This window comes from Herbaspirillum lusitanum P6-12 (assembly GCF_000256565.1).
GTDB lineage: Bacteria > Pseudomonadota > Gammaproteobacteria > Burkholderiales > Burkholderiaceae_D > Herbaspirillum > Herbaspirillum lusitanum.
The window spans coordinates 1-429 of the sequence record NZ_AJHH01000005.1 but is presented as its reverse complement, the minus strand read 5'-3'; the positions used below and the strand labels follow the sequence as shown (position 1 = coordinate 429).

The 429-nt window shown below is 63.6% G+C and carries 1 pseudogene; it reads right to left on the bottom strand.

The window, feature by feature from the left end:
• Positions 1-429, bottom strand: a pseudogene (locus tag HLUSI_RS26250) (sugar phosphate isomerase/epimerase family protein); the annotation flags it as partial.

Here is a 429-nt window from a genome sequence, read left to right as displayed (position 1 = left end):
ACAATTCCCGGCGGATTTCCAGGCCGGCAGCACCGCCGATGATCGGGAATTCGATCGCGCGCTGCACGCCGCGCGGGAAATGGGAAAACAGGCGGCGCCAGACAGCGTCGTCTTCGTCGAGCGGGATCGCCTTGAGTTTGCCCTTGTCGTTCCACACGCCCTTGCAGTGCACGTATTGCACGTGCGCCGCCAGCGTGCGGGCCGCCACTTCGGCATCGACGCCGCTCCAGCGCCAGTTGCCCATGTCGAAGGTCATGCCGACCGGGACGCCGGTGCCGGAACAAACCGCCAGGAAATTGGCGATCGATTCCAGTTTCCCGCCATGTTCGGTCTGGTCGTTTTCGAGAAGTAACGGCACCGGCGCCTGCGCAACAAACCGCGACCAGTCCAGCATGTTGCTGGCCGGCGAAAAATGTCCCAGCGACACCT